This window comes from Amycolatopsis sp. cmx-11-32 (genome assembly GCF_047608695.1).
Lineage (GTDB): Bacteria > Actinomycetota > Actinomycetes > Mycobacteriales > Pseudonocardiaceae > Amycolatopsis.
The window spans coordinates 266,065-287,823 of the sequence record NZ_JADNQN010000007.1; the positions used below are offsets into that span (position 1 = coordinate 266,065).

Here is a 21,759-nt window from a genome sequence, read left to right on the forward strand (position 1 = left end):
GAACGTATATCGCGCCGACCCCTTTACGACGACCGGGTTCCGTGGCCCTATCGTGATCGGTGTGCTTCTTCCGTCGCGGTGGGGCGGGCTGGCGGCCCTGCTCGCGGGATTTTTCGTACTCCTGCTGGATACGACCATCGTCGCCGTCGCGAGCCCCAGCATCCAAGCCGATCTGGGCGGGGACGTCGCCGGTCTGTTCTGGGTGACAGCGGGCTATCTGCTGGCGTTCTCGGTTCCCTTGCTGGTCGCGGGCCGGCTCGGCGACCTTTTCGATCCGAAGCGCGTCTACCTCTTCGGCATGGGAGGCTTCGCCGTCACCTCCGCGCTGTGCGGGCTCGCGCCTTCGATCGGATGGCTCATCGCCTTCAGAGTCCTGCAAGGCTTGGTGGCCGCCGCGATGTCCCCACAACCGCTCACGTTGATCCGACGGCTGTTCGCCGACGACGAACGTGGCCGTGCCTTCGGCATCTGGGGTTCGGTCGCGGCCGCCGCCACGTTGCTCGGGCCCATCCTGGGCGGCCTGCTGACCGCGAGCCTGGATTGGCGCTGGATCTTCTGGGTCAACGTGCCGCTCTGCCTGGTCGCCGCCGTGATGGGGATCCGCCTGATCCCGGGCAGTAAGGGAGGCGTCGCGCGGTTCGACCTCCTCGGTGCCGCGTTGAGCACGGTGGGGCTGAGCCTTCTGGTGTGGGCCTTGCTGTCCTGGAACACTCTTTCGCTGCCGGCGACCGCCATCGCCGTCGCACTGCTCGTTTGTTTCTATTTACGAGAACGCGGCGAAGGACCGGACGCGCTCGCGCCACTGCATCTCTATCGCTCATCCGGATACTTGTCGGCGAGCCTCGCGATGGCGTCCCTCGGCGCGACGGTCCTCGCGATGGCACTGCCCACCATGCTCTACATCCAAGAAGTGCGCGGCTTCGGACCGATCGAAGCGGCGATGGTCCTGGCACCGGACGCCGTCGTGGCGATCCTGTTGTCGCCGCCGTGCGGCCGGTGGGTCGACAGGGTGGGAGGGCGCCGGCCGGCGATCCTCGGCATGAGCCTGCTCGCGGTGAGCTTGCTGCAGATAGGTCTCGTGGTCGTGCTGGAACTGAATCCTTGGTGGATCACGGCAGGGGCGGTGCTTCTGGGGGCAGCCAACGCGATGGCCTGGTCACCGCTGTCCGCCATCGCGATGGCGTCCGTGGACCCGGGCGCAGCGGGTGGTGCCTCGGGCTTGTTCACCACGGTGAGGCAGGTGGGCGCGGTGGCGGGCGTGGCGGTGACCGGCGCGGTTCTGGCGGGTTTCGGCTTCAGTCCTACGTTGGCTTTCGGCGTGGTTTTCGGGTTCATCGGTCTTGTCGCCGTCGGTGGTGTCGTCGCCGCTTTTCGGCTTCCGGGGAGTTCGAGGGTGGTTGAGCCGGTGGATTCCGCCGACCTCAAACCGAATGCCGCCGCGCCAGCGCCTCCGAACCCTGGGCCAGCAAGGTGACATCCGCGCCGACCAGCACGAACGAAGCACCTGCGTCGAGATAACGCTGCGCCTGCGCGGGATCGAAAGCGTTGACCCCCACCGGTTTCCCCTGTGCCCGGACGGCCTCGAACGTGCCGAGGACGGCCGCGGTGACGTCGGCGTGCGTTTGCTGTCCGAGCAGGCCCATCGAGGCGGCCAGATCGGATGGCCCGACGAACACACCGTCGACGCCGTCGACAGCGGCGATCTCGCCGGCGGCCGCGACACCCGCTGTCGACTCGATCTGGACGAACAGCGATGTGTACTCGTCGGCCTTCGTGAGGTAGCCCTCGACCCGGTTCCAGCGCGCGGACCGGGAGAGGGCGCTGCCGACACCGCGCACGCCTCGCGGCGGATAGCGGACGGCGCGCACGACATCCGCTGCCTCCTCAGCGCTGTCGACCATCGGCACCAGCAGGTTCTGCGCCCCGAGGTCGAGCAGACGCTTCAGCGCGACCGCATCGCCGGACGGGGCACGGACCACCGGCGTGATCGGATACGCGGCGATCGTCTGCAGCAACGATTGCACCGTCTCCAGCCCGGCGGGGGAGTGCTCGGTGTCGACGAGTAGCCAGTCGAGCCCGGAGCCCGCGCAGATCTCCGTGACGACAGGGCTTCCCGACGTGACCCACATGCCGATCTGCGGCCGCGTGGCTTCGGCCAGCCGCTCCCGGAACGTGGGCTCTAGACGAAGCGGCATGTGATCGCCCCCAGGTCCCGGTAGTCGGCGGTCACGGTGTCGCCGGGGTGCACCCACATCGGCCGGGTGAACGATCCGGCCAGCACGATGTCGCCCGGATCGAGTCTGTCGCCGTGCTGCGCGAGTTTGTTCGCGAGCCAGGCGACACCGTTCGCGGGATGGTTCAACACCGCGGCGGCGACGCCGGATTCCTCGATGGTCTCGTTGCGGTACAACAGCGCCGAGACCCAGCGGAGGTCGACGGCGTCCACGGCGACCGGGTTGCCGCCGTAGACCATCCCACCCATGGCCGCGTTGTCGCTGATCGTGTCCACGATGGTCCGACCCGCCATCTCGATGCGCGAGGACAGGATCTCCAGCGCGGGCACGACGTACTCGGTCGCCCGCAGCACGTCGAACACAGTGGCGTCCGGGCCGGTGAGCGAGTCGCGGAGCACGAAGGCCAGCTCGACCTCGATGCGCACGTTCGAGAATTGGCTGTGCTCGATCACGGAGCCGTTCTCGAACACCATGTCCGCGAAGATGGCGCCGTAGTCGGGTTCGGTGATCCCGGTGGCGGCTTGCATGACCTTCGAGGTGAGCCCGATCTTACGGCCGACCGGACGACGCCCCGCCGCGATGCCCCGGCGCCGCCATTCGTTCTGCACGGCGTAGGAGTCCTCGACGGTCATGCCCGGGTAGCGCGCCGTCAGCAACGGGATCGTCTCACGGGCTTCCTCCGCGGCCGCCAGTTCGTCGGCGATCGCGCTGATTGTTTCCTGTTCGAGCATGTTCCCGCCTCAGAGCTGGTTGCCGAGTTTGTACTCGCCCTGTTTCCACGCCGGCAGTTCGCCTTCGTCCTCGCCCTTGCGGGTGTAGGAGAAGCCGTCGGCGCCGATCGTGACTTCCAGTTCGCTTTCGTCGGTCCTCGCGACCACCGGCTGCGGCTTGCCGTCGAGGTCGAGCACCAGCGACGCGTCGGTGTACCAGGACGGGACCACCGGCGTGCCCCACCAGTCGCGGCGCTGGTTGTCGTGCACGTCCCAGGTGACGACCGGGTTGTCCGGGTCACCGGTGTAGTAGTCCTGCGTGTAGATCTCGACACGGTGCCCGTCCGGGTCACGCAGGTAGAGGTAGAACGCGTTCGAGACGCCATGCCTGCCGGGGCCGCGTTCGATGTGGTCCGACATCCGCAGCGAGCCGAGTTTGTCGCAGATGGACAGGATGTTGTGCTTCTCGTGTGTGGCGAACGCGACGTGGTGCATGCGCGGCCCGTCGCCGCCGGTCATCGCGGTGTCGTGCACGGTCGGCTTGCGGCGCATCCACGCCGCGTAGGTGATGCCCTGGTCGTCCTGGATGTCCTCGGTGACACGGAAGTTGAGGTCTTCCATGTGCTTCACCGCACGCGGCACGTCCGGGGTGACCTGGTTGAAGTGGTCGAGGCGGACCAGCGCGCCCGGGATGTGCAGGTCGTAGCGCCAGCCGAGGCGCTCGACGTGCTGGACGTCGTGGAAGAACTCGATCGGGAAGCCGAGTGGATCCTGTACGCGCACCGAGTCGCCGATGCCCTTGGTGTAGCCGTCCTCGCGGCGTTCGACCCGGCAGCCCAGCTCCGTGTAGAACGCGACGGCCTTGTCCAGATCCTCCGGTGACCGGACCCGGTAGGAGAACGCCGCGACCGCGGCGACCGGGCCCTGGCGCAGCACGAGGTTGTGGTGGATGAACTCGTCGATCGTGCGGAGGCTGACCGTGGTCTCGTCCTCTTCGGTCACCGTCAGGCCGAGGACGTCGGCGTAGAACGCGCGCGACCGTGCCAGATCGGTGACGACGAGTTCCATGTACGCACAGCGCAGGACGTCCGGCGGTGGCGCGGTTGGCGTGGGGATGGAGGTCATTGCGGCATCCTTCGTGGACGGGGGAACGGGTCAGCGCTTGCCGAAGGCGGGGTTGTGCACCTCGCCGAGATTGATGTGCACCGCCTGCTGGTCGGTGTAGAAGTCGATCGAGCGGTAGCCACCCTCGTGCCCCAGCCCGGACGCCTTCACCCCGCCGAAGGGCGTGCGCAGATCCCGGACGTTGTTCGAGTTGAGCCACACCATCCCGGCCTCGACGGCCTGTGCGAAGTTGTGCGCCCGCTTGAGGTCGTTGGTCCAGACGTACGCGGCGAGCCCGTACTTCGTGTTGTTCGCCAGCGCGAGCGCTTCTTGTTCACTGTCGAACGGCGTGATCGCGACGACCGGGCCGAAGATCTCCTCCTGGAAGATCCGGGCGTCCGGTTTGACGTCGGCGAGCACCGTCGGCGCCACGTAGTTCCCGGTCGGGAAGCCGTCCGGGCGGCCGCCGCCGGCGACGAGCCTGCCTTCGGTCTTGCCGATCTCGATGTACTTCATGACCTTTTCGTAGTGCTCGGGGTGCACGAGCGCGCCGACCTCGGTCGCCGGGTCGCTCGGGTCGCCCACGACCACGCGCTTGGCCTGCGCGGCGTAGCGCTCGACGAACTCGTCGTAGATCGCGCGTTCGACCAGGATCCGGCTGCCCGCGGTGCAGCGTTCGCCGTTGAGCGAGAACACGCCGAAGATCGTCGCGTCGATCGCGGTTTCCAGGTCGGCATCGGCGAAGACGATGGCGGGTGATTTGCCGCCCAGTTCCATCGACAGCCCTTTGAGGAACGGCGCCGCGTTCCCGAAGATCAGGCTGCCGGTGCCGCTCTCGCCGGTGAACGAGATCAGCGGGACGTCGGGGTGCTTCACCAGCGCGTCACCCGCGTCCTCACCGAAGCCGTTGACGAGGTTGAACACACCCGGCGGCAGCCCGGCCTCTTCGAAGATCTCCGGCCACAGCGACGCCGAAAGCGGGGTGAACTCGGCGGGCTTGAGCACGACGGTGTTTCCGGTCGCCAGTGCCGGGGCGAGTTTCCACGACTCCAGCATGAACGGCGTGTTCCACGGCGTGATCAGCCCGGCGACGCCGATCGGCTTGCGGTTGACGTAGTTGACCTGGCGGCCGGGCACCTTGTAGGTGTCGTCGGCCTGCGCGACGATCAGATCGGCGAAGAACCGGAAATTCTCCGCGGCCCGGCGGGCCTGGCCCAGCGCCTGCGAGATCGGCAGGCCAGAGTCGAAACTCTCCAGCGCCGCCAGGCGCTTGTCCCTCGACTCGACGAGATCGGCGACGCGGTTCAGCACTCGGGACCGCTCGCGCGGCAGCAGCGTCGGCCACGGTCCCTCGGTGAACGCCTTCCGCGCGGCGGCGACGGCGCGGTCGATGTCGGCCTTCTTGCCGGCGGCCGCCCGCACGTAGACCTCGTTGGTCACCGGGTCGATCACGTCGAAGACGGCGCCGTCGGCCGAATCGACGTGCTCGCCGCCGATGTAGTGCCGGATCCGCTCCGGGACACCGTCCGGGATGGGCCGGGGAGTCGTGGTGGTCAAGATTCCTCCTCAGTCAGCGGTTCGCGCGCTCTCGAGCGTCCAAAAAGGCCTGCATGGTGGCCCAGCGGTGATTGCGCGCGGCGAATTCGATGTCGAGCGGGGCGGCCTTCTCGGAGATCAGCCGGAGGATCTGTTCGTGCTCTTCGACCGACCGGTGCGCCCGGTCGGGGACGAACGCGAACGTGGAGTCGCGCAGCCCGGACAGCCGCGTCCAGCCCTGATGCACCAGGTCGAGGATCTGCGGGTTGGGGCAGCAGGCGAACAGCAGCGAGTGGAACCGCTGGTTCAGCGCGGTGAACTCGTGCGCGTCGAAGTGGTCTAGCAGGGCGATCATCCGCTCGTTCACCCGGCGTGCCTTCGCGATGTCCTGTTCGGACAGTCGCGGCGCGGACAGCGCGGTGGCGACGCCTTCGACGACGCCGAGGGTCTGCATGGCGTGGACGTATTCGTTCTGGTCCACCATCGCCACACGGGCGCCGACGTTGCGCTCGAAGGTCACCAGCCGTTCGGCCTCCAGTCGCCGGATCGCCTCGCGCACCGGGACGACGCTCATGTCGAGCGCGCCGGCGATCTCGGCCAGGACGAGCCGGTAGCCGGGTCCGTACTCGTGCCGGGCGATCCGCTCACGCAGCCACTCGTAGGCGAGTTCGGATTTGCTGCTCGTCTTCACTGCTTCTTCTGCCATGCCTCATACCTTTCCCGCCACAACGGGTTCAGCGGGAAGAGCCCCTCGATCGCGCGGCCCTGGCCGACCTGCTCGGCGATCCAGGCGTCCTCGTCCTCCTGGACGAGCGTCGCGTCGGCGATCTCTTCGGCGAGGTGCGGCGGGATGACGACCACGCCGTCGTCGTCGCCGACGATGATGTCGCCGGGCAGCACGGTCGCGCCGCCGCACGCGACCGCGACATCGATGTCCCACGGCACGTGTTTGCGGCCGAGGACCGCCGGATGCGCGCCTTGGGAGAACACCGGGAGGCCGGTCGCCGCGACGGCGTCGAAGTCGCGGACCCCGCCGTCGGTGACCACTCCGGCCGCGCCGAGATACCGTGCCCGCAACGCCAGGATGTCCCCGAGCGTTCCGGAACCCTTGTCCCCCCTGGCCTCGATGACGATCACCTCACCGGCGCCGACCGAGTCGAACAGGCGCTTCTGCGCGTTAAAGCCGCCGCCGTGGGACTTGAAGAGGTCCTCGCGGTTGGGGACGAAGCGCAAAGTCCTCGCCGTGCCGACGATCTTCGAGCCGGGCAGGTTGGGGCGCACACCGTCGATCGCGACGTTGTTCAATCCGCGTTTACGCAGCTGGGCGGAGAGGCCCGCCACCGGGGCGCGCAGCAGTTTGGCGCGAAGTTCGTCGCTGAGAGCGAGGGGGCTTTCTTCCAGCGGCTCATCCGAGGGAGTGCCCCAGGCTTCGGCGCGCTGCTTGTCGTCGACCTCGGGGAGACTGCCGATGTCGGAGAACGACCGGATTCCCTGGGTGACGGTGGTGTGGAGGCGTCCGCTGCTGGCGGACGTGGCGGGAACGTCCACTTCGACCACCACGACGTCGCCGGGGGAGACCACCGTGGACCCGGCGGGGGTGCCGGTGAGGATGACGTCGCCGGGTTCGAGCGTGAAGTGCTGGGAGAGGTCGGAAACGAACTGCCGCAACGGAAACAGCAGTCCGGCCGTGGTGTCCTCCTGTACCAGGTCGCCGTTCACCCAAGTGCGCACGCGCAGGGCTGACGGGTCGACGTCGCGTGCGTCGATGAGGCCGGGGCCGAGTGGGGTGTAGCCGTCACCGCCCTTGGACCGGACGTTGGAGCCCTTGTCCGCGGTGCGCAGGTCGTAGAGGCCGAAGTCGTTCGCGGCGGTGACCGCGGCGACGTGCTCCCACGCCTTGTCCGGTTTGACCCACCGGGCCGTGGTGCCGATGACCAGCGCGATCTCGCCCTCGAAGGCCAGCAGTTCGGTCCCGGCCGGGCGTTCGACCGTGCCCCCGGACGTGCCGACCGAGCTCGACGGCTTGAAGAAGTACGACGGGTTCGCCGGGCGCCGCCCGCGCTGCTCGGCCCGTGACGCGTAGCTGAGATGGACGGCGATGATCTTGCCCGGCCGGGTGCCCAGCGGACCGGAACCGCGTCCTGATGGCGCCGTTGCCTCGTAAGTGTCCATGTTTCCTGAACTCCTCGACCCTTGCTTCGTATCTAATAACGTATATGATTCTGTGCCACAGTGGCAAGGCGGCCGACGACAAAGGAGTCCACGTGTCGAACCCAGCGCAGGACGAGCGCATGCCCAGTCGAACCGCGCGACCGTCCGCGGACCGGCGCCGGGTCGCGTTCGCGACCGTCGTCGGCACCACCGTCGAGTGGTACGACTTCTTCGTTTACGCGTCCGCCGCCGGTCTGGTGTTCGGCAAGTTGTTCTTCTCCGGCCTCGGGGCGAACAGCACACTCGTCTCGTTCGCCACCGTTGGCGTGAGTTTCCTGTTCCGTCCGCTCGGCGCCTTCCTCGCCGGGCACTTCGGCGACAAGTACGGCCGTCGCGTGGTCCTGGTGCTCACGCTGATCCTGATGGGCGCCGCGACCACGCTGATCGGCGTGCTCCCGACGTTCGACCAGATCGGCGTCCTCGCGCCGGTGCTGCTGATCCTGTTGCGGGTCCTGCAGGGTGTCTCGGCGGGTGGCGAATGGGGCGGCGCCGTCCTGATGGCCGTCGAGCACGCGCCGGCCCGGCGCCGAGGACTTTTCGGCGCCGCACCGCAGATCGGCGTCCCGCTCGGTCTGCTGCTGGCGTCCGGCGTCTTGGCGCTGACCAGCCTGCTCGTGCCCGGCCAGGCGTTCCTCGACTGGGGCTGGCGGATCCCGTTCCTGCTCAGCGTCGGGCTGATCCTGGTCGGCCACTACGTCCGGCGCCGCGTCGAGGAGAGCCCGGTCTTCCGCGAGATCGCCCAGCGGCGTGAGCAGACCCGGACCCCGATCGTCCAGCTGTTCCGCAAGCACGCCGTGCTCGTCCTGGTGGCCGCGCTGGTGTTCGCGGGCAACAACGCCGTCGGCTACATGACCACCGGCGGCTACATCCAGAACTACGCGACCAACCCGAAGGGCCCGATCGGGCTCGACCGCGGCCCGGTGCTGTGGGCGGTCACCGCGTCGGCGGCGACCTGGCTGATCTCGACGTGGGCAGCGGGCGCGGTGTCCGACCGGATCGGCAGGCGGCGCACCTACGTGGTGGGCTGGATCGCCCAGCTCGCCGGCGTCGCGGTCCTCTTCCCCTTGGTGGACACCGGGAACGTCATGTTGCTGGCGCTGGGTTTGATCATTCTCAGCGTGGGGCTCGGCTTCACCTACGGCCAGCAGGCGGCGTTCTACGCGGAACTGTTCCCCGCGTCGATCCGGTTCTCCGGCGTCTCGATCTCCTACGCGCTCGGCGCGATCCTCGGTGGCGCGTTCGCGCCGACGATCGCCACCGCGCTGGTCGGCGCGACCGGCACGTCGTTGTCCGTGGCCGTCTACCTGGCGGGGATGACGGTCATCGGCCTCATCGCCACCTTGCTCCTGCGTGACAGGTCGGGGATTCCACTCGGCCCGGACCACGAAGCCGAGCAGGCGGTGAGCCCGCTCCGATTCTCGAAGTGACCCCGTCCGTGACGCTTATCCGCCGAGGGCGTCACGGACGGCCTTCGCCGCCGTCTTGAGCCGCTCCGCGAGTTCGGCGGCGGTTCGCGTGCTGGACAGGTAGACGACCGCGAGCGCCGCGGGGTTGTGGCCGCGCAGGGGGAGCGGCACCGCGACCGCGCTGAGGTTCTCGATCACCTCGCCATGGCTGTCCGCGTAGCCGCGGGCGGCCACTTCCCGTACTTCCTCCGGCCAGTCCTCCGGCGGCAGCTGCGAAAGGATCGCGCGGCCGGGCGCGCCCGCGGTGAACGGATGCCTGGACCCCGGGCGCTGCGCGACGGACGCGACGGCGTGCCGGGGTTCCACGCTGACCAAGGTCACGCACTCTTCGCGGTCCATCACCGCCACGAAACACGTCATGCCGAGTTCGTTCGCGACCGCGGTCAGTTCGGGCAGCGCGGCGGCCTGCAGGTCGTGCTTGATCCCCGCCGCGAGCGCGGCCAGTCGCGTGCCGAGTTCGAACTTTCCGCCGGACTCTCTGGTGAGAAGCCCGTGGTCTTCGAGCGTGCGGATGAGCCGGTACGCGATCGACCGGTGCACGCCGAGCCGTTCGGCGATCTGGTCGACGGTGAGCGCTTCCTGTGCGTCAGCAAGGACTTCGAGCACGCGGATACCCCGGCTGAGCGTCTGGGACGCGCTGGAAACCTTGCGGGAGCCCGAAGTCATCATATACGATCCATTTCGATAGTTGAACTGGCTGTTCGATTATAGAACAGGATCTGACGATGACGTCACGCGAAAGTGGTTTTTCGCCTGGTTCGAAGTTGTATCGCCCGTCCGCGCAGTTCTTCCGGGGCTGTCTCAGCCGTTTCGCGACGGGTGTCGCGGTGGTGACCTTCGATGCCGCGACGAAACGGCATGGCCTGACGGTGAACTCCTTCACCGCGGTCTCGATGGATCCGCCGCTCGTACTCGTTTCGATCCAGCGCACCGTGAAGAGTCACGACCTGCTCGAAGGCCGCCCGTTCGCGGTCAACGTCCTCGGCGCGGAACAAGAGGCGCTCGCGATGAACTTCGCCGGCCGTCCGTCTCCCGAAGGTGCGCCGGTGTGGGTCGAGGGCGGGCACGCGCCGCGGCTCGGCGGCGTCCTCAGCTGGTTCGACTGCACGCCGTGGGCCGCCTACGACGGCGGCGACCACACCCTGTTCCTCGGCGAGGTGAAGGAGTTCGACTACCGCTCCGGCGACGCGCTCGGCTTCGTCAACGGGCAGTTCTCGACCATCCACGAATCAGCGCAAGGCCACGAATCCCTCTTCTGACAACGACGTTCCCCCGAGAAGGAGCACGACATGGGAGCCCGCACCGGACAGCAGTTCCTCGACAAGCTCAACGCGATGACGCCGGAGCTGTACGTCGACGGCGAGAAGGTGACCTCGAAGGTCGCCGAGCACGCGGCCTTCCGGAACAACGCGCTGACCTACGCGAAATTGTTCGACCTCCAGCACGACCCGGCGCACCGCGACGTCCTCACCTACGAGTCGCCGACCACGGGGGAGCGGGTCGGGACCTCGTTCCTGGTGCCACGCACCGAGGACGACCTCAAACGCCGTCGCGCCGCGTTTTCCGTGTGGGCGCAGTACTCCAACGGTTTCCTCGGTCGCACCGGCGACTACATGAACTCGTCGCTCACCGCGCTTTCGACCGCGAAGAAGTTCTTCGCCAAGGCCGATCCGGTCTTCGGTGAGCGCATCGAAAAGTACTACGAAATGGCGCGGGAGAACGACCTTCTCGCGACGCACACGCTGATCCCGCCGCAGGTCAACCGTTCGGTGTCCGGCAGCCAGCAGGGCGGCGGGAACCTGTCGGCGAAGGTGATCGAGGAACGGGAGGACGGCATCGTCGTCCGAGGTGCCCGGATGCTCGCCACGATCGCGCCGATCGCCGACGAACTCCTGGTGTTCCCGTCGACCGTTCTGCGCGGCACTCCCGAGGACGCCCCGTACTCCTACGCCTTCGCCGTCCCGAACGACGCGCCAGGGCTCAAGTACTTCTGCCGCGCCGGACTCGACCACGGCCGCTCGCGTTTCGACGAGCCGCTCGCCTCGCGTTTCGAGGAGATGGACGCGGTCGTGGTGTTCGACGACGTGTTCGTCCCGAACGAGCGGGTCTTCCTGCTGGGGCATCCGGAACTGTGCAACGCCTGGTACTCCGAGACCGGCGCCGGCGCGCTCATGACCCACCAGGTCGTCACGCGCACACTGGCCAAGACCGAGTTCTATCTCGGGCTCGCCAGTGAGATCGCCGCCGCGATCGGTATCGGCGGGTTCCAGCACATCCAGCAGGACCTGTCGGAGCTGATCTCCTACGTCGAGATCGAGAAGGCCGTGCTTCGCGCGGCGGAGGCCGACGGCGCGGTGAGCGAGGACGGCGTCTTCCTGCCCAAGTGGGAGGTTCTCAACGCCGCCAGGAACTGGTACCCCACCAAGGTCTCGCCGCGGCTGACCGAGATCATCCGCAAATTCTCGGCGTCCGGTCTCATGGCGCTACCGGGTGAATCGGACTTCGAGGCGGAGGGCCGTCCCGACATCGACACCTACCTTCAGTCGGCCACCCTGCCCGCCAAGGACCGCGCGCGGTTGTTCAAGCTCGCTTTCGACGCGTCGGTCTCGAGCTTCGCCGGACGGGAGTCGCTGTACGAGTACTTCTTCTTCGGCGACCCGGTGCGGATGGCGGGCGCCCAGGTGAACGCGTACCCGAGGGAGGCGCTGCAGGAGCGGGTGCGGGAGCTGCTGGCGCGCGACGAGTAGAGGACTGGTTGCGGTAGTTGCACGCGCATCTACCGCAACTAGAGGACTACTTGCGGCCGGTCCGGCCTGCTTTCGGGGGTATCACCTCACGCATTCGGCGTAGTCGAAAAGCATGAAGTCGAAATGATGGATAGCACTGGATGCGAAGGCCCTGGTGACGGAGGATTTCGCTGCCGACGAAACACCGAACGCCTGGGAGCGAGTCGCATGAAGCACGAAACCCCCGAAAACGTACGTCTGCTCTTCACCGGTCTCGGAATCGACACCGCGAAAGCGGGCAGCGAGATCGACCTGGTGATCGACCGCTTCGACAACTGGACCAACAAGGCACGGGTGGACGCCTTCAGGTGCTTCACCGGAGCTTGCTGCGTCGTCCCACCACTGGCTGAAGTCAAGTGACTCCCTGATCAACGACTGGACGGTGATGGGATCGGCGCTCCGGCGCAGGACCCGTCACCGGCCTCTCCGGTCGAGAAGAACGCGACAGCCTTGCTCGCGCAGGGGAGCGAGGACAGCGAGCCGTGGTGATCGTCCTCGATGGTGAGCAGGGCGCCGCCGATCCGCTGTCGCATGGCCAGTGCCCAGCCGATCGGTGTCACGGGTTCGTAGACGTGCCCGGCCAGTTGCAGCGGACTGGTGCCCTTCGCGAAGTTCTACGGCTGGACCGGCAACGGCCAGCCCGCGCACCGGCCGTTCCAGAACCCAGGTGAGGCGACGGCCGGGTACGCGCGGACGCGGTCGAGCCGCCGCTGCCAGATCGTCTTGAAGTCCCGAGGGCCTTCGGAGGCGTTGCAGAGGATCGCCGTCTGCTGACAGGTGTCGGCCCCGTTCGGGGTCGTGTCCCAGCCGAATCCGGCTGCCGGTTCAGCCGCAGGTCAGGGTGCCCGCCCGGAGCGCGTGGCCGCCTTCGGCCCCGTCGTCGGCCCAGACCACCTGCTTCTTCCCGGAGGCGCAGGTGCCCGCGATGGCGAAACCTTCGTTGTTGTAGTCCGGCATCCCGCTCGGCCGGTCGTAGGCGGCCGTCACGGCGAACTTGCCCTGTGCGGAGACGGCGAGCGTCGTCGAGTCACCGCCGCAGTTGTCGTCGCAGACCGCCCACAGTCGCCCGGTCGAAGCTTCGAACTCGAGTTCCATGATCGAGTCGAGCCCGCTCGCGAAACTGGCCACGCGGGTGTACTTCCCGCCTGCCTGGTCGAGCGCGTAGGCGTAGATCATCCCGTTGCTCTCGAGGCCGACGAAGTAGAGGCCGGTGCCGTGGCCGGGGTAGCTGCCAGGGTTGTACGGCGCCTTCGTGCGTTCGTCCACGAAGCCCTTCGTGGTGAGGGCGCTGTCCGGGATCCACGAGACGGCTTCGAGGCCGTCGTTGGCCGAAGCCTTCGGCAGGTCCGCCGTCAGATCCCATTCGGCCTTGGCGGTGAGGCTCTTGGCCGAGCCGGACACGTCGTACCGGAGCACCTTGAGCGCGCTCGTCTTGTCCTTGTCACCGTCGCGTTCGGTGGCCGCGACCACGCCGTCCGGGGTGGCGACGACGGCTTCGGCGTCGGGGTCTCCCTTGCCGCCGCGGTAGCGCAGCTGCTTGCCGGACGACCAGCCGTTGGCGGTGTCCGGCTGCCACTTCGAGCCGTTGCGCACGAGGCGGTACAGCGTGCCGGGTCCGTTCTTCACCGCCCACAGGACGTTCTGGCTTTCGAACGACAGGCCGCTCAGGTTGCCGCCGAAGACGTTCGAGCCGTCGGCGTTCGTGACGGAGGAGCCGCCTGGCCACGAGCTGTTCGCCATGGTGCTCGCGGTGGCCGTCGTGGCGGGCAGGACAAGCAGGGCCGCGGCGACGGTGGCCGCGGCGACGGGTCGGATCCGGCGGGATGATCGGGGCATTCGCGCTCCTTCGGGCGGACGAAGTGAATCGCGGCGTGTCATCACAAGTTAAGTAAGTTTCCTAACAAAGACAAGATATCGCTGGCTTTCCATCAAGGGAAGCAACGTTGGATTTACAAAATGTGACGTCTTGTCAAACTAGGTGTACATCGCTTAAGGTTTTGTAAACCCAGCCAACGGAGGAGGGTGCGATGAGCGAGATGACGGGCACGATCCCGGCAGGCTCGACCGACCAGTGGACCGACCGCAAGCGATATCTGTGGCTGATCGGACTGGTGGTCCCCTCACTCGCGTTCCTCGCCATCGGGCTGCACGCGGCCACCGGCTGGGGTGTGTGGTTCTGGATCGGGCCGATCGTGATCCTGGTGGTCGTGCCGCTGATCGACCTGATCGCCGGGCTGGACCGCGACAATCCGCCGGACGACGTCATCGAACGGCTGGAGCAGGACCGCTACTACCGGTGGATCACCTTCGCGTTCCTGCCCATCCAGTACGCGGGTTTCGTGGCCGCGTTCTGGCTGATCTCCCGCGGTGAGCTGTCCGTTGTGGACAAGTTCGGCCTCGCCATCTCGATCGGCTGCGTCGGTGGTATCGGCATCAACACCGCGCACGAACTGGGGCACAAGAAGGAGAGTCACGAGCGCTGGCTGTCGAAGATCGCGCTGGCGCAGAGCTTCTACGGCCACTTCTACATCGAACACAACCGCGGCCACCACGTCCGGGTGGCGACCCCCGAGGATCCGGCGAGCAGCCGGGTGGGGGAGAGCTTCTACCGGTTCTGGCCGCGCACGGTGTTCGGCTCGCTGAAATCCGCGTGGGGGCTGGAACGCAAGCGGTACGCCCGGCGAGACCGGCATCCGTTCCGGATCGGCAACGACGTGCTCAACGCCTGGCTGATGTCGGCGGTGCTGTGGGTCGCGATGATCGCCTGGCTGGGTGTCGGGATCCTGCCGTACCTGGTGATCCAGGCGGTGATCGGGTTCTCGCTGCTGGAAGTGGTGAACTACATGGAGCACTACGGTATGCGGCGGCAGAAGATCGGCCCGCCGAACCGGCGGCGCTACGAACGCGTGAATCCCAGCCACAGCTGGAACTCCAACAACATCGCCACGAACGTTCTGCTGTATCACCTGCAGCGGCACAGCGACCACCACGCCAACCCGACCCGTCGCTACCAGACCCTGCGCGATTTCACGGAATCACCGGTCCTGCCGACGGGCTACGCCGGGATGATCGTGGCGGCACTGGTCCCGCCGGTCTGGCGCCGGGTGATGGACCCGCGGGTGCTCGCGCATTTCGACGGCGACATCTCCCGCGCCAACATCCGGCCGTCGAAACGCGGCAAGATCCTGGCGCGTTACGGAACCCGAGTGACCGCGCCGTCGCGAGTCGTGGCCGACACGCACGGGGACGCGACCGAGGGCGGGATGTGCCCGGGCTGCGGGTACGTCTACGACGAGGAACTCGGGGACCCGCGTGAGGGTTTCCCCGCCGGAACGTCGTGGTCGGCGATCCCGGATTCGTGGTGCTGTCCGGACTGCGGGGTGCGGGAAAAGGTCGATTTCGTGGCACCGGGAAGGGTCGGAGCATGATGAAGATCGAGGCTGACCGTGCGAAATGCGACGGACTGGGCATGTGCGAGGCGATGGCGCCCGACTGCCGTACTTCTGGTCGGACTGGTACGACCACCGCATCCAGTTCGTCGGTACCCCGCGCGCGCGTGTGGATTTGGGACATCCGACGTCCCAAAATCCACACGGTCCTGGCGTGACCGGTCCGACCCGGAGGGGGTGTGGAAACAGGGACACTCAACGCCCCTATTTCCACACTCCACCCAGAGCCTCGTGAGTGGCAAGGACAAGTTCTGACGTCTTTACCGCTTACGACGCGCAGGTCGTAGATGTCCACGATCCAGCCCTTTCGTGACCGCGCCGAAGCGCGAACGGAACGGATCTCCGAGCGAGTGCCCAGTCGGCGCCGCGGCCCGGCTGCGGAAATCCCGAAAGCGCGCTTTGAGAGGCACAGCCTAGAATGACGATCATGAGCGAGGTACCGTCAGCCGCGGTCACGGGTGGCCCGTACCATGAACCGATCGTCGCGTCGGCGATCGAGCTGACCGTGGGTTCCGGCTGGTCCTCGGTGACGATGAGCAAACTCGCGGACATCGTCGGCGTCAGCCGTCAGACCGTCTACAACGAACTCGGCTCGAAGAGTCAGCTGGCCGAGGCGATGATCTCGCACGAACTCGCCCGGTTCCTCTCGGTCGTCCGGGACGCCTTCGGGCGACACCCCGACGACCTCGTCGAAGCGATCCACGACGCCGTCCGTGGCGTCCTCGAACTCGCCGACGACAACCTGCTGCTGCGCGCCATCGTCTCGGCCACGCACGGCGCGGACACCGAGCTGCTGCCACTGCTGACGGTTCGCGCCGGCAGCCTGCTGAGCGAAGCGACGATCATGCTGCGCGGCCGTGTGCGTGCCTACGACCCGCCGCTGGACCCCGCGCAGCTCGGTGTCGCCATCGATGTCGTGGTCCGGACGGTGCTCAGCCACATCATGCAGCCGTCGGACACCCCGGCCCGCACGGCCGACGCGCTGGCGTGGATGGCCTCGCGCGTGCTCGGCACGACCACGACCCGCTCACTGCGGCATCCATCGCTGGATTAGGGCCGCCGTCTCGGCCGCGGCCAAGCGGGTGTTGTCGATCCACAGGTGATCCGACGGAGGACACGCGTGATTGGACGGAGGACACGCGTGATTGGACGGAGGACACGCGTGATTGGACGGAGGACACGCGTGATTGGACGGAGGACACGCGTGATTGGACGGAGGACACGCGTGATTGGACGGAGGACACGCGTGTGGCCGGGCCCCGTCGCGAGTCGTCCGTCTGGACACGTGTGCCATCCGTCCAATCACACGTGCTGTCCCGCCAGTCACGCGAAACCGCCGGACAGTAGGTACCTAATGCCGTGTGATCCTGCAGGTCTTACCCGTGATCAGACGGCGATCTCCGGAGATCGCCGTCCAATCACGCGTAACCGCCGTCTGATCACGCGAGATCGCCGTCCGAGGAACGAAACCCAACGTCAAGCAAGCAGGATCACGCGACACTGAGGCACGGATGGCCCTAAACCGAATCTTCACTCACGACCACCCGAAACTGTATGCGCGACATCGCGCTACTGGCCGCGCTACCTGTGCTGATCCCGGCGATACGAGGTGCTACTCCTCGGTGAGCTCGGCCAACTGCTCCGCCGCCGTCCTGTTCCCTTGCTCGGCCAGCCGTCGCAGCTCGTCCAGCGCACCCAGTTCGGTCGCCGTTTCGATCAGCTGGTCCGCCGCGTCACCGCTGCCGCCGTCGGCCAGCCGCCGGAGTTCGTCCAGGTCGCCGCGCTCACCGGCGAGCTCGATCAGTTCGTCGACGGCGTCCCGATCCCCGGCCGCGGCACGTTCTCGCAAGTCGTCCAGCTCGCTCATGGTCGCCAGGCTACGGGCCGTGGTCATGCCCGGCCGGCTTTCGCCAGTTTCGACGGCCACCAGATCTTCCGGCCGACGTCCACTGCCAGAGCCGGTACCAGCAGGGACCGCACCAGAAGCGTGTCCAGCAGCACGCCGAACGCGACGATGAACGCCAGCTGAGCCAGGAAGAGGATGGGCAGGACGGCCAAGGCGGCGAAGGTCGCGGCCAGTACGACACCCGCCGACGTGATCACACCGCCGGTGACGCGCAGGCCGCGCAGGGTTCCGTCTCTGGTGCCGATCCTGCCCGCCTCTTCGCGGACCCGCGTCATCAGGAAGATGTTGTAGTCGATCCCCAGCGCGACAAGGAAGACGAAGCCGAACAGCGGGACGACCGGGTCGGCGCCGGGGAAGTCGAAGACGTGGTTGAACACCAGCGCCGAGACGCCCATGGTCGCGGCGAAGGACAGCACCACCGTGCCGATGAGCAGCAGCGGCGCGAGCAGTGACCGCAGCAGCAGGGCGAGGACGAGGAAGATCACGACCAGGACGATCGGGATGATCAGCAGGCGGTCGTGCTCCGACGTCTTCCTGGTGTCGAGCAGCGTCGCCGTCGGACCGCCGACCTTGGTGCCGTCGACGGTGTGCACGGCTTCGCGGATCCGCTCGACCGTGGTGACGGCCGCGTCGGAGTCCGGGGGATCGGCCAGCACCGCGTCGATCTTCACGAGCCCACCGGCGTCCGGGCCCGGGCTCTGGCGCACGTCGGATACGCCGGGCACGCGCGCCAGCGCGGTCACGGCCTGAGCCTGACCGGCGGGCGCGATGATCACGGTGGGCGAGCCGGAGCCGCCGGGGAAGTAACGGGAGAGAACTTCCTGACCCGCCACGGAATCGACCGGGGTGAGGAAGACGTCGGACTGTGCGGTGCCGGAAGCCTTGAGCTGGGGGAGGAACGCGCCGCCCGCGAGCAGGACGACGGTCGTGACGATCCAGATCGTGCGAGGTGCCCGTGCGATCCAGCCCGCGACGCGGCCCCAGAGTCCGCCGGTCTCTTCCTTCCGCGGGGCCACCGCCGGCCGGAACGGCCAGAAGGCGTTGCGGCCGCACAAGGCCAGGACGGCGGGCAGGAACGTGATGGTCGTCAGGAAGGCGGCGCCGATGCCGATGGCGGCGACCGGACCGAGTCCCTTGTTGGAGTTCAGGTCACTGAACAGCAGGCAGAGGACACCGAGGACCACGGTCCCGGCGGAGGCCGCGATCGGTTCGATGGTCGAACGCCAGGCGGTGCGGAGCGCGGTGCGGGCGTCGTCGGTCGTTTGAAGTTCTTCGCGATAGCGCGAGATCATCAGGAGCGCGTAGTCGGTGGCGGCACCGAAGACGAGGATGAACAGGATCCCCTGACTCTGCCCGTTCAATGCCAGCACGTCGTTGTCCGCGAGCAGGTACACCGCGAGACTCGCCGTTCCCAGCGCGAACACGGCCGACAACAGGACCAGCAGGGGGAGCAGCGGGCTCCGGTAGACGATGATCAGGATGAGCGCCACCACCGCGCCCGCGACCAGGAGCAGCAGTCCGTCGATCCCGCCGAACGCCTCCTTGAGGTCGGCGACCTGCGCGGCGGGGCCGGTCACAAGCACCTTCAACCCGTCGGGGGTGTCGCGGGCGAGCGCGTCTCGCAGGGCCTCGACGCCGTCACCGGGGTCGCTCGTGGCGTCGAGCAGGACGACGACCTGCGCGCCGGCGGCACTGCCCGGTGCGGGGACGAGTCGCGCGTTCGACGTCCTGTCGGCGAGGAATCGCTTGTCGTCTTCGGTCAGCCCTGAGGGCCGCTCGGCGACGACGATCGCCGGGATGACGGCGGCGCTGGAGAACTGCTTCTGGAGTTCGCCGACTTCGGTCGCTTCGGCCGAGGCGGGCAGGAAACTGCTGCTGTCGTTCTCCGTGACCTGGCTCAATTTCCCGGCGTACGGGCCGCTGAACCCGCCGAAGATCAGCCAGGCCACCACGACGAGGGCGGGGAGCAGCCACCGTAGACGTGACCGCGTGCGGGCTGGGCGTTCGACTTCCGAGATCATGGACGGATGGCTCCCGTGACAGCGCTACTTCGACGAGTGGATAGTTCGATCATCGAAATAGTAGAATGGTCACCCGGACGGGGCAACTTGAGGGGAGGTTTCGGCCATGCCTGAGGACGTCGAACAGGTCACGGACGACTTGCTCGTCCTCCTGCTGCGGCAGCTGACCGTCGAATCGGACCGGTTCGCCGAAATGTTCGGTGAGGCGCACGGCCTGCACCGGACCGACCTCAACGCGCTCGCGGTGATCATGGACGCGGCCAGGATGGGGGCCCCGATGAGCCCGAGCAGGCTCGCGAGCGCCCTGCACCTGAGCGCGTCGGCCACGACGTCGGTGCTGGACCGGCTGGAGCGAGCCGGGCACCTCTACCGTGACCGGAGCGCGACCGACCGCCGCAAAGTCGAGTTGCGGATGCACGACCAGGCCCGCCGGATCGGCGCCGAGTTCTTCCTGCCGCTCGGCGCGAGCTTCTCCGCCGCATGGCGGGACCTGGGGGAGGACGAACGGCGGACGGTCGCACGCTTCCTTCGGAGCAGCATCGCCGCGACCGTGGAGGTCCGCGGGCGCCTGGTCCCCTGAAAGGCTCACTCGGACTGCGCGCCTCCTCTTCGCGGTGAACACTCGGGCGAATGCGATGTGTGGTGCTCGGTGCGACGGGTTATGTCGGTGGACGGCTGGTGCCGCATCTGCTGGAGGCGGGCCACGAGGTCCGCGTGGTGGCGCGTTCCCCGGAGAAGGTCGCCGAAGAGCCCTGGCGTGACCGCGTCGGGGTCGAACGCGGCGACGTCACCGATCCGGCCTCGATCGAAGCCGCGCTGACCGATGGCGAGGTGGTCTACTACCTCGTGCATTCCTTGACGCGCAAGGATTTCGTGGAGATCGACCGGGAGGCGGCGCGGACGGTCGCCGAGGCCGCGAAGACGGCGGGCGTGCGGCGGCTGGTCTACCTGGGCGGCATCGTGCCGGACGACGAGGAGCTGTCGCCGCATCTGGCGTCTCGGGCCGAAGTGGGCCGGGTCCTGCTGGATTCCGGGGTTCCCGCCATCGTCCTGCAGGCCGCGGTGATCATCGGCTCGGGCTCGGCGAGCTTCGAGATGCTGCGCTACCTGACCGAGCGGCTCCCGGCGATGATCACCCCGCGGTGGGTGCACAACCGCATCCAGCCGATCGCGATCCGGGACGTGCTGCACTACCTCGTGCACGCCGCCGAACTGCCGCCGGAAGTGAACGGCGCCTTCGACATCGGCGGCCCCGACGTACTGACCTATTTGGACATGATGCGCCGCTACGCCGTGGTCGCCGGTTTGCCGAGGCGAGCCGTCGTCCCCGTGCCGGTGCTGACGCCGTGGGTGTCCGCTCAGTGGGTCAACCTGGTCACGCCCGTGCCGAAGTCGATCGCGGTACCGTTGATCGAGTCGCTGGTGCACGAGGTGGTCTGCCATGACCAGGCGATCGCCGAGCACATCCCCGATCCGGAAGCGGGCCTGACCCACTACGAACAGGCCGTCGAACTGGCGCTGACCAGGATCCGTAACGCCGACGTGCCGACCCGCTGGTCCGACGCCTCGACCGGATCCGCGCCGTCGGATCCGCTGCCGAGCGATCCGGACTGGGCGGGCGGGACCGTTTACGAGGACAAGCGCGAGCAAAGGACGGACGCCACGCCGGAGGCACTGTGGGACGTCATCGAATCCATCGGCGGGGAACACGGCTGGTATTCGTTCCCGCTGGCGTGGTCGATCCGCGGCTGGGCCGATCGGCTTGCCGGCGGTGTCGGGTTGAGGCGCGGACGCCGGGATCCGCGGCGACTGCATCTCGGCGAGGCCCTGGACTGGTGGCGCGTCGAGTACCTGGACCGGCCGCATATGTTGCGGTTGCGGGCGGAGATGAAACTGCCGGGGCGCGCCTGGCTCGAACTCAGCGTCGAGTCCGATGGGGACGGTGGGACGATCTACCGGCAGCGGGCGGTGTTCGAGCCGCGCGGACTCGCCGGGCACGCGTATTGGAAGGGGATCGCGCCGTTCCACGGCGTCGTCTTCGGCGGTATGGTCCGCAACATCACCGGCGCGGCGCAAGGAGAAGCCGGCGGCTCGTGAGAAGTAAGGCAGAGGTGTCGTGTTCGAGCGCGGTGCCGGTGACCGGTCCCGCTGCCGGACCGCGTCCCGCACTGTGTGGAAGTAGGGACACTCGACGTCTCTATTCCGTACACCTCTCACCCGACGCCACCTTTGATCCGTCCTGCCCCCGTTGAGGCGGTAGGCGGCGGCGAATGCCATGAGAAGCGATCCGCGGCGGCGGTCGGCGGGCATGATCGGACGGTGGCAGCGGGTTCACC

The 21,759-nt window shown here is 67.7% G+C and carries 21 protein-coding genes; 10 read left to right on the forward strand and 11 right to left on the reverse strand.

What is annotated here, in order from left to right; genetic code table 11:
* The first annotated feature begins 61 nt into the window (after window positions 1–61).
* Window positions 62–1,474, forward strand: coding sequence for an MFS transporter (locus ACM6LR_RS23080; RefSeq protein ID WP_414941314.1), 1,413 nt, complete (start codon window positions 62–64; stop codon window positions 1,472–1,474).
* Here ACM6LR_RS23080 and ACM6LR_RS23085 read toward each other — a convergent pair.
* The 6 genes from ACM6LR_RS23085 to ACM6LR_RS23110 are packed head-to-tail and all read right to left on the reverse strand — an operon-like array spanning window position 1,422 to window position 7,756.
* A complete protein-coding gene (locus ACM6LR_RS23085; protein ID WP_414941313.1) occupies window positions 1,422–2,195 on the reverse strand; it encodes an HpcH/HpaI aldolase family protein in 774 nt (257 codons plus the stop codon). The two genes, ACM6LR_RS23080 and ACM6LR_RS23085, sit on opposite strands and share 53 nt — an antisense overlap.
* On the reverse strand, window positions 2,180–2,965 hold the full coding sequence (gene hpaH / locus ACM6LR_RS23090; RefSeq protein ID WP_414941312.1) for a 2-oxo-hept-4-ene-1,7-dioate hydratase: 786 nt from the start codon (window positions 2,963–2,965) through the stop codon (window positions 2,180–2,182). Before hpaH ends, ACM6LR_RS23085 begins: the two co-directional genes overlap by 16 nt.
* A gap of 9 nt (window positions 2,966–2,974) precedes the next feature.
* Window positions 2,975–4,069 carry a 3,4-dihydroxyphenylacetate 2,3-dioxygenase gene (hpaD, locus tag ACM6LR_RS23095; RefSeq protein ID WP_414941311.1) on the reverse strand — a complete coding sequence of 365 codons (1,095 nt, stop codon included), beginning with the start codon at window positions 4,067–4,069 and terminating at the stop codon, window positions 2,975–2,977.
* Window positions 4,070–4,099: 30 nt separating this feature from the next.
* Window positions 4,100–5,605 (reverse strand): 5-carboxymethyl-2-hydroxymuconate semialdehyde dehydrogenase, encoded by a 1,506-nt coding sequence (gene hpaE / locus ACM6LR_RS23100; protein WP_414944468.1) that lies wholly within the window; start codon window positions 5,603–5,605, stop codon window positions 4,100–4,102.
* A gap of 13 nt (window positions 5,606–5,618) precedes the next feature.
* Window positions 5,619–6,290 carry a GntR family transcriptional regulator gene (locus ACM6LR_RS23105; protein ID WP_414941309.1) on the reverse strand — a complete coding sequence of 224 codons (672 nt, stop codon included), beginning with the start codon at window positions 6,288–6,290 and terminating at the stop codon, window positions 5,619–5,621.
* Window positions 6,272–7,756, reverse strand: a complete 1,485-nt coding sequence (locus tag ACM6LR_RS23110; protein WP_414944469.1) for a fumarylacetoacetate hydrolase family protein — start codon at window positions 7,754–7,756, stop codon at window positions 6,272–6,274. Before ACM6LR_RS23110 ends, ACM6LR_RS23105 begins: the two co-directional genes overlap by 19 nt.
* Window positions 7,757–7,875: 119 nt before the next feature.
* Here ACM6LR_RS23110 and ACM6LR_RS23115 point away from each other — a divergent pair, with 119 nt between their 5' ends.
* Window positions 7,876–9,222 carry an MFS transporter gene (locus tag ACM6LR_RS23115; RefSeq protein ID WP_414944470.1) on the forward strand — a complete coding sequence of 449 codons (1,347 nt, stop codon included), beginning with the start codon at window positions 7,876–7,878 and terminating at the stop codon, window positions 9,220–9,222.
* Between the two features lie 15 nt (window positions 9,223–9,237).
* On the opposite strand, the gene ACM6LR_RS23120 is transcribed toward ACM6LR_RS23115, so the two are convergent.
* Window positions 9,238–9,927 (reverse strand): IclR family transcriptional regulator, encoded by a 690-nt coding sequence (locus ACM6LR_RS23120; RefSeq protein ID WP_414941306.1) that lies wholly within the window; start codon window positions 9,925–9,927, stop codon window positions 9,238–9,240.
* Window positions 9,928–9,986: 59 nt separating this feature from the next.
* Between ACM6LR_RS23120 and ACM6LR_RS23125 the strand changes: the two genes are divergently transcribed.
* The 3 genes from ACM6LR_RS23125 to ACM6LR_RS23135 all read left to right on the forward strand — a co-directional run bounded on the left by ACM6LR_RS23125 (window position 9,987) and on the right by ACM6LR_RS23135 (window position 12,407).
* Entirely contained in the window at window positions 9,987–10,520 is a 534-nt protein-coding gene (locus tag ACM6LR_RS23125; RefSeq protein ID WP_414941305.1) for a flavin reductase family protein, read from the forward strand.
* 30 nt (window positions 10,521–10,550) lie between these two features.
* Window positions 10,551–12,008, forward strand: a complete 1,458-nt coding sequence (hpaB, locus tag ACM6LR_RS23130) for a 4-hydroxyphenylacetate 3-monooxygenase, oxygenase component (RefSeq protein ID WP_414941304.1) — start codon at window positions 10,551–10,553, stop codon at window positions 12,006–12,008.
* Between the two features lie 207 nt (window positions 12,009–12,215).
* Window positions 12,216–12,407, forward strand: a complete 192-nt coding sequence (locus tag ACM6LR_RS23135; protein WP_414941303.1) for a hypothetical protein — start codon at window positions 12,216–12,218, stop codon at window positions 12,405–12,407.
* Window positions 12,408–12,415: 8 nt separating this feature from the next.
* Here the strand turns inward: ACM6LR_RS23135 and ACM6LR_RS23140 are convergent, their stop codons facing one another.
* Entirely contained in the window at window positions 12,416–12,607 is a 192-nt protein-coding gene (locus tag ACM6LR_RS23140) for an alpha/beta hydrolase (RefSeq protein ID WP_414941302.1), read from the reverse strand.
* A 37-nt stretch (window positions 12,608–12,644) separates the two neighbouring features.
* Between ACM6LR_RS23140 and ACM6LR_RS23145 the strand changes: the two genes are divergently transcribed.
* On the forward strand, window positions 12,645–12,821 hold the full coding sequence (locus tag ACM6LR_RS23145) for a hypothetical protein (protein ID WP_414944471.1): 177 nt from the start codon (window positions 12,645–12,647) through the stop codon (window positions 12,819–12,821).
* 51 nt (window positions 12,822–12,872) lie between these two features.
* On the opposite strand, the gene ACM6LR_RS23150 is transcribed toward ACM6LR_RS23145, so the two are convergent.
* Complete coding sequence (locus ACM6LR_RS23150) at window positions 12,873–13,883, reverse strand: hypothetical protein (RefSeq protein WP_414944472.1); 1,011 nt, start codon at window positions 13,881–13,883, stop codon at window positions 12,873–12,875.
* A gap of 191 nt (window positions 13,884–14,074) precedes the next feature.
* On the opposite strand from ACM6LR_RS23150, the gene ACM6LR_RS23155 reads away from it, so the two are divergent.
* A complete protein-coding gene (locus tag ACM6LR_RS23155) occupies window positions 14,075–15,475 on the forward strand; it encodes a fatty acid desaturase (RefSeq protein WP_414944473.1) in 1,401 nt (466 codons plus the stop codon).
* A gap of 439 nt (window positions 15,476–15,914) precedes the next feature.
* On the forward strand, window positions 15,915–16,550 hold the full coding sequence (locus ACM6LR_RS23160) for a TetR family transcriptional regulator (protein WP_414941298.1): 636 nt from the start codon (window positions 15,915–15,917) through the stop codon (window positions 16,548–16,550).
* Window positions 16,551–17,108: 558 nt separating this feature from the next.
* Here ACM6LR_RS23160 and ACM6LR_RS23165 read toward each other — a convergent pair.
* Both ACM6LR_RS23165 and ACM6LR_RS23170 read right to left on the reverse strand, forming a co-directional pair.
* On the reverse strand, window positions 17,109–17,363 hold the full coding sequence (locus ACM6LR_RS23165; RefSeq protein WP_414941297.1) for a hypothetical protein: 255 nt from the start codon (window positions 17,361–17,363) through the stop codon (window positions 17,109–17,111).
* Window positions 17,364–17,386: 23 nt separating this feature from the next.
* Window positions 17,387–19,423 carry an MMPL family transporter gene (locus tag ACM6LR_RS23170; protein ID WP_414944474.1) on the reverse strand — a complete coding sequence of 679 codons (2,037 nt, stop codon included), beginning with the start codon at window positions 19,421–19,423 and terminating at the stop codon, window positions 17,387–17,389.
* Window positions 19,424–19,529: 106 nt separating this feature from the next.
* On the opposite strand from ACM6LR_RS23170, the gene ACM6LR_RS23175 reads away from it, so the two are divergent.
* Window positions 19,530–20,003, forward strand: a complete 474-nt coding sequence (locus ACM6LR_RS23175; RefSeq protein ID WP_414941295.1) for a MarR family winged helix-turn-helix transcriptional regulator — start codon at window positions 19,530–19,532, stop codon at window positions 20,001–20,003.
* A 50-nt stretch (window positions 20,004–20,053) separates the two neighbouring features.
* Window positions 20,054–21,520: an SDR family oxidoreductase gene (locus ACM6LR_RS23180; protein ID WP_414944475.1), complete on the forward strand. Its 1,467-nt coding sequence runs from the start codon at window positions 20,054–20,056 to the stop codon at window positions 21,518–21,520.
* The last annotated feature ends 239 nt before the right edge of the window (window positions 21,521–21,759 follow it).